The sequence below is a fragment of the Faecalibacterium sp. An77 genome, assembly GCF_002161315.1.
Classification (GTDB): Bacteria; Bacillota; Clostridia; order Oscillospirales; family Ruminococcaceae; genus Faecalibacterium.
In genome coordinates this window covers 24,276-30,719 of record NZ_NFHK01000030.1, presented here as the reverse complement: position 1 = coordinate 30,719, position 6,444 = coordinate 24,276, and the positions used below count along the sequence as shown (strand labels likewise).

General features: G+C 62.8%; 6 protein-coding genes. All 6 read right to left on the bottom strand.

Translation table 11 applies throughout. The features are described 5' to 3' along the window. A partial coding sequence (locus tag B5G28_RS10075) for a gluconate 5-dehydrogenase (protein WP_087248384.1) occupies nt 1-692 on the bottom strand: 692 nt, incomplete at its 3' end. A gap of 78 nt (nt 693-770) precedes the next feature. Further along, nucleotides 771-1,571, bottom strand: a complete 801-nt coding sequence (locus B5G28_RS10070) for a carbohydrate-binding protein (protein WP_087248382.1) — start codon at nt 1,569-1,571, stop codon at nt 771-773. An 18-nt stretch (nt 1,572-1,589) separates the two neighbouring features. Next, on the bottom strand, nt 1,590-3,680 hold the full coding sequence (locus B5G28_RS10065; RefSeq protein WP_158099611.1) for a heparinase II/III family protein: 2,091 nt from the start codon (nt 3,678-3,680) through the stop codon (nt 1,590-1,592). Between the two features lie 107 nt (nt 3,681-3,787). Then, nucleotides 3,788-4,597 (bottom strand): PTS system mannose/fructose/sorbose family transporter subunit IID, encoded by an 810-nt coding sequence (locus tag B5G28_RS10060; protein WP_087248378.1) that lies wholly within the window; start codon nt 4,595-4,597, stop codon nt 3,788-3,790. After that, nucleotides 4,587-5,597 (bottom strand): PTS sugar transporter subunit IIC, encoded by a 1,011-nt coding sequence (locus tag B5G28_RS10055; protein WP_087248376.1) that lies wholly within the window; start codon nt 5,595-5,597, stop codon nt 4,587-4,589. The genes B5G28_RS10060 and B5G28_RS10055 overlap by 11 nt, the downstream gene beginning before the upstream one ends. A 104-nt stretch (nt 5,598-5,701) precedes the next feature. Continuing rightward, the gene (locus tag B5G28_RS10050) at nt 5,702-6,136 is read right to left on the bottom strand and encodes a hypothetical protein (protein ID WP_087248374.1); all 435 of its coding nucleotides are present in this window, start codon (nt 6,134-6,136) and stop codon (nt 5,702-5,704) included. Nucleotides 6,137-6,444: the final 308 nt, after the last annotated feature.

The window sequence follows — 6,444 nt, the reverse complement described above, 5'->3', positions numbered from 1 at the left end:
GCCTCGCCCCAGCGGCCGGCCGGAGTCTTGGCGATGATGAACTGGTCGAAGGGATGACGGCTGCCGTCGGGCTGGATCTCACGCAGAGGTGCGGTCTGCGGAGTGGCGATGTAGCCGGGTCCGATGCCGTTGCACTGGATGTTGTAAGCGCCGTACTCGGAGGCAATGTTCTTGGTCAGCATCTTCAGGCCGCCCTTGGCTGCTGCGTAGGCCGAAACGGTCTCGCGGCCCAGCTCGCTCATCATGGAGCAGATGTTGATGATCTTGCCGCCGCCCTGGGCGATCATGTCAGGGATCACAGCCTTGGACACGATGAAGGGAGCGTTCAGGTCCACGTCGATGACCTGGCGGAACTGCTCAGCGGTCATGTCGCACATGGGAATGCGCTTGATGATGCCGGCGTTGTTCACCAGAATGTTGATGTGGCCCACTTCCTCGGTGATCTTCTTCACCATCTCGTTGACGGCGTTCTCGTTGGTGACGTCGCAGACGTAGCCGTGAGCGTTGATGCCGGCCTCCTTGTAGGAAGCCAGGCCCTTGTCCACCAGCTCCTGCTTGATGTCGTTGAACACGATGGTGGCGCCGCAGTTGGCCATGGCGGTAGCGATGGCGAAGCCGATGCCGTAGGATGCGCCGGTGATCAGCGCCACTTTGCCGGTCAGGTCAAAGGATTTCTGGGTGCAAACAGACATTGTGCAAAACCTCCTTAAAATGATGCAGATGTGTATCCAATCGCCGGGTCGGCGTGGGATTTGTGCCAGCCTCAGCCCTTACGGCCGGGCGGGAGCGGACGAGTCCTGCCCGTATACTTCCAGCTGGGTCAGGGCCGGGAAGGGGGACGGGTCGTCGGCTTTGATCAGGCTGCCCAGCTTGAGCCAGGTAATGCCGGAGCGGGCAATGGCGAACCGGTGGGGCTCGCTGCTCTTTTCCATCTCCACCTGCTCCTGGGTGCCGTCCGAGAAGGTGAAGGTGCCCCGAATCCACCAGTTGTCGTGGGGGAAGTCGGCGCGGGTATACAGTACGATGGTGTCAAAGTCCACCGGGCGGCCAAACTCCAGGGTCAGCTCGGCGTCATCCTGCCGGTTGATGCCCCAGGAAGAATAGGGCCAACGGCCATGGGAGGACACCGCCGTCACCCCGTCGATGGCGTTGCGGGCGGCAAACACCGACTCGCCCCGGGTTTCCACATTGGCTCTGGCGTGAGGGTAGCAGCCCTCCACGTCGTGCTGGTCAGCGGGGTTGCGGGCAAGGTTGCGATAGCCCAGCTCCCAGCTGCGGGCGGGACGCAGAGTCAGATAGTGCCGTTCGCCAGTAAAGGCCTTGGGGTTGTGGGCGTCCTTTTTTTCGTCAAACAGGACAGAATAGCGCAGGGTGTTCTGTGCCAGATACACCAGAGCCTCGTCCAGACAGTCGTCCACACGGACCATGTAATGGCCGGGTTGATCCACTTCAAACAGGATCACGTCCCCGGGCTCATAGGCGCCGCTCCAGGCCAGAATCGCTTCCTCCCGGCCACTGGCTTCCGCCTTGCACGCGCCCTGCGCGTCCACGATACAAATTCGATTGTTCATCCTCAGTTTCTCCCTTGTTTATTTCAGGCGAACGGTGCGGCGGCTGTGGGTCTCGCCGCACAGGACCACCGCCTTGCCGTAGACCGGCCGGCCCTGGCAGTCAAACACCTTGGCCCCGCGGAAATTTTCCCGGTTCCAGACCAGAAGGGTCCAGGCCTTTTCACTGCCGGACCGAACCGTCCAGGCCGATACGGTTTCGGGGTCCAGAGGCCGGGTGCTGCCGGCCTGATATACGTGGGCCGGCTCGGCCGTCCAGTCCTTGTCCACAAAGAGGGTGCAGCCGGTCCAGCGGTCCCGCATGGCGGCCTCCCCCACCAGCACCACCCCATCCTGCTTTTCGTTGTAGCAGGGGGACAGAATCCCCGTCCGGGCGGTGAAGGGGTGGGTGGAGCGCAATTTCAGGGCCGCCCCGCCGCTGTGCAGCAGCCATCCCTCCGGGATGGATTCTGCCTGTACATCGGCGGCCAGGTGGAAGTATTCCCGGACCTGGTGCTCTCCCCGGCAGATGACATCCTGCACCGACAGCCAGACCCCTTCATCCAGCACCATCAGGCGGCGGATGATTTGATAGGGCGTGCCGTCCCGCAGGGTTCCGTGGAAGGGCATCTCCACATAGTGGGCCCCGCCCTCCTCAGCGAAGTAGTTGGGCCCCGTCTCGGCGTAATCCGCATAGCTCCAGGAGCCGTCGGGGGTTCCGCCCGACTGGCCGTCGATGACGCAGACGTTGTGGGCCGCCGGGGCCTTGAGTTCCAGACGCAGGGGATCGTCCTCCCGGTAGGTGTAGCGGCCGCTGTCCACCAGGAAGGGCTTTCCCTTGTAGTAGAGGTTCAGGTGGGTCTGGTCTGCGTGGCCGTGGCTGCTGCCCAGAGGGCTGTTTTTGACGGCGGTAAAGTGGGCCGCCGGCTCCCAGCCCGACCGCAGCGCCAGATTGCCGCTGCGGGGACAGTTCCAGCTGCACCGGACCGGCTTTTGGGCCGGCTGGGCCCCAAAGGCTGCAATGCCCGGGGCGCCCAGCTGCCAGGCGCTGTCCATGTCCAGGGTCTCCCCTGCCGCCCAGCGGAATATCCCGCCGTCGGGCAGCAGGGCGGCGGCCCGGGCCAGCACATCCCGCACGTCGGTCACATCGCTGTCGCACTGGGGCAGCTGGAACAGGGCCGGGTCCGCTGTGTACAGGACGTGCCGGCTCATGACCCGCACCGCCTGTTCCAGCCAGCCGCCGGATGCAAAGTCCAGCCCCTCCCCCGGCCCGGCCTGCTGTTCTGCGCAGGCGGTTTCCGGGCGGGCCAGGGCGTCCTGCGCCGCAGGACACAGGGTGCAGCCCGCCTGCCGGGCCGCCTGCAGCTGGATCAGCAGTTTGGTGCAGGCGTTCAGGACCTCCACATGGTACATGGGGGACTGTTCCCAGTGGGTGCCGTCCTCCAGAATTTGCAGCCGCAGCTGGGTCCGCAGCTCCTCCCAGGCCCACGCCTCCAGCCCGTCGGGCAGCACGCCGGACAGCCAGGCAGAGCCGGCGCAGATGGCCGTAGTTTGCAGAACGCCCCAGTTGCTGAGGGTGTACCGGGCCAGATACCGCTGGCGCAGGTTGGCGAACTGTTCCGCCAGGCTGTGCAGGATGGTTTCGGCCTCTGCATCGGTGAGGGCGTCCCCCTCCAGAAGGAAGGGCAGCAGCCTGCACCAGTTCATGCACCGGATGCCGGTGTCGATGGTGCGGGTGGCCGGGGTCCCCTCCAGGGTGATGGAGTTGCTGGCAATCCAGTCCAGAATGGACGCCGTCACCTTGCGGGTGTAGCGGCCGTCTCCGGTCAGGACGGCGGCCTGCCACAGCTTGGGCAGATAGTCGTGGCGGTTGAGCATAAAGACCCACTCCGGGTCTCCGTTGGGGCTGTGGGTCCACTGCCCCGGGGCCACGGTATAAGGGATGCGGCAGGGCTCCATGTCCCACCGGTCACAGAACACAAAGCGGTTTTCCAGCAGGTCATCCGCCTGCGCCCGCAGGGCCGCGGCCTCCTGCCCGCAGTGGGTCTCCACATAGCGGGCAACGGCCTGCACATCGTACTGTGCGGCCAGGACGCGGGCAGTCGAACGCAGCTGTTTGAGGGAGACGTTCATGGGTGCATCCTCCGATAAAAAAGAGGCAGGGATGTGGCGCAACATCCCTGCCCGAACGTGTACGGGTGAGTTCTGTGACGCCTGTCAGCGCAGACCACACAGAAAGGTCAGGCTACCAGGTGCAGCACAGACAGCAGGATTCCCAGCAGGATGGTCATGCAGACCAGCTTGACGGTCGTCCACTTCTTCACTTTGATGAGGTAGAACACCAGGCCCACAAACAGGCACGGCAGCAGGTTGGGTGCGATGGCGTCGATCATGGACTGCAGGGCCACCACCTGTTCCCCGCCGCCGGGGACCGAGGCCACATACTGGATGGGGGTGGTGATCTTGACAAAGCTGACCGCCAGGCCCGCGATGACGGTGACGCCGATCATGCTGGCCACACGGGAGATCTTCTCGATCTGGCTGGTGAGGGTGCCGATGATGCTGGTGCCCAGGTTATAGCCCAGCATGCCGGACATCAGCTTGACCAGCAGCAGCACGATGTTCATGCCCAGCAGGTAGATGATGGGGCCCATCATCAGGCCTTCGTAGGCCAGGGATGCGCCGATGGTGCCCAGCAGGGGGGCCAGGACGAACTGGGACAGAGAGTCGCCGATGCCGGCCAGGGGGCCCATCAGAGCCATCTTGATGTTGCGGATCTCGCTGTTGGGGGTGCCGTTCTCCAGCATCACCAGGTGCAGGCTGGTGATGAAGGGAACAAAGTGAATGTTGGTGTTGTAGAAATCCAGGTTCTCCTGGAGTGCGGCCTGCAGGGCGTCATCGTCGTCCTTGTACATCTTGCGCAGGGCGGGATACAGCATGTTGGCGTAGCCCAGACCCTGGTAGTTGCCGTAGTTGAAACCGTTCTGGATGAAATATGCGCGCAGCGATGTTTTGATGTAATCGCTCTTGGTCAAGACATTAGATGCCATCTTCGAACACAACCTCCTCATCTTCAGCAGCCACGCCGCCCTTATTCTGGTTGAAGAACACGATCAGAGCCACAGCGGTGGCGGTGATGGCCACAGCCATGGTGCCCAGGCCCAGGTAGGAAACCAGGACGTAGCCCAGCAGCACGAAGGGGATCAGCTCCTTCTTGGCCATGACGTTCAGGATCATGGCGAAGCCGACGGCGGGCAGCATCTTGCCGGCGACGGTCAGGCCGGTGCTCAGCCAGGCGGGGATCAGGTTGATGACGGCTTCCAGGCCGGAGGCGCTGAGGGCAGCAGCCAGGCCGATCAGGCAGCCCACAATGAAGAAGACCCACACCGTCAGGTTGGCAGCCAGACGGAACATCCGGAAGTTCTTCTTCTCCAGTGCGCGGGTGGCGGCACCGGTCAGGGTGGTGGCGAAGGTATAGGTGGCGGTCAGCACGAACTGGAAGCCCACCGCGAAGGGGATGGACAGGGCCAGAGCGGTTTCCACGTTGACGCCTGCGGTGATGGCCATGATGGCGCCCACGATGCCGGGGCCCATGTGGTTGGGGGGAATGGAGCCTCCCTGGGAGACGCCGTAGCCCATGAAGGCCAGCTCGCCCACAGCGCCCCAGGCCTGAATGAAGCCGTCCCGCTGGTTGTAGCGCTCCATCAGCTTGTCGGCCGCCAGAATGCCGGCCCGCTTGCCCTTTTCGGAGCCCACCAGCTTGTAGCCCGCCACGCAGGAGGGAGAGTACAAAAAGCCCAGATCGTGGTGGTCCAGCTCGATGCGGTTTTCCACACGGTGGAGGAAGGAGTCGATGTTCTGTTCGGCACGCTGCCGGAACGCTTCGTCCCCGGTGTATTCGTAGCACAGCCACAGCAGGCCGGTCCAGAAACCGTCGGTCCACTCGATGTTCTCGATGATGGGGTATTTCAGGCCTTTGGTGGCCGACCAGGGGAACTTGCTGCCGAAATACTCCATGTTGGCCCGGGTCTGGGCCACCACAAAGTCCATGGCCTTTTCCACTTCGACCCGGGTCAGCAGCGGGGTGGAGAGGTATTTCTCACGGTTTTGATGGGCTCCACATGAATGGTCTTGATCATCTCGGTCCCTCCGCCTTACAGGCCGTCCTCAAACTCCGGCTCTTCCTCCTCTGCGGTCTGGGCATCCCAGTCCACAAAGCCTTCCACGCCGGTCTGAATCACATCGGCGGTGAGCTCGGCCAGGTCCATGCTGTCCGAGGAGAAAGCGGCTTCCATCAGGGCCGGCATGCTGGTTCCGGCCACCACCCGGATCTGCTTTTCCGGCATGGTCATCTTCAGCTCCACCGCGGTGCGGAAGGGGGTGCCGCCGGCCAGGTCAGCCATCACCAGGATCTCCGGGGTCTCGATGGCGGCCAGACGGGCCTGCATGGCCTCCTTCAGCTCCTCTGCGCTCATTCCCTCGGGGAAATCCAGCGCATATACATTTTCCGGTGCGCCTGCAACCAGGCGGGTTGCGCTCAAAGCACCGGTGGCAAAGTTGCCGTGGCCGATAATCAAAATGCTGACCATAGTAGACATCCTCCTTCATCCAATCGCGTATCTGCCGGCGCCGTCCGGCGCTTCCAAGCCGGGCGCCGGGCGCCAATCTCCAGCCGTTTCGGCTGTGCCCGGCGGTGTGTTTGCCGCCGCTCAACTGTACCTACAGTATACCGTTCCGCGTCCTCCACTTGAATACCTTTTACGACACATTTCATTCACGAAACGGACATTTTGGCTGCAGATTTCAGCCTTCTCACAGCTGCGTTTGTAAAAGCGCACAAAATGAAAATCTTAAAATTGTAAAAAACGCCATACAGCTTTGATCGCTGTACGGCGTT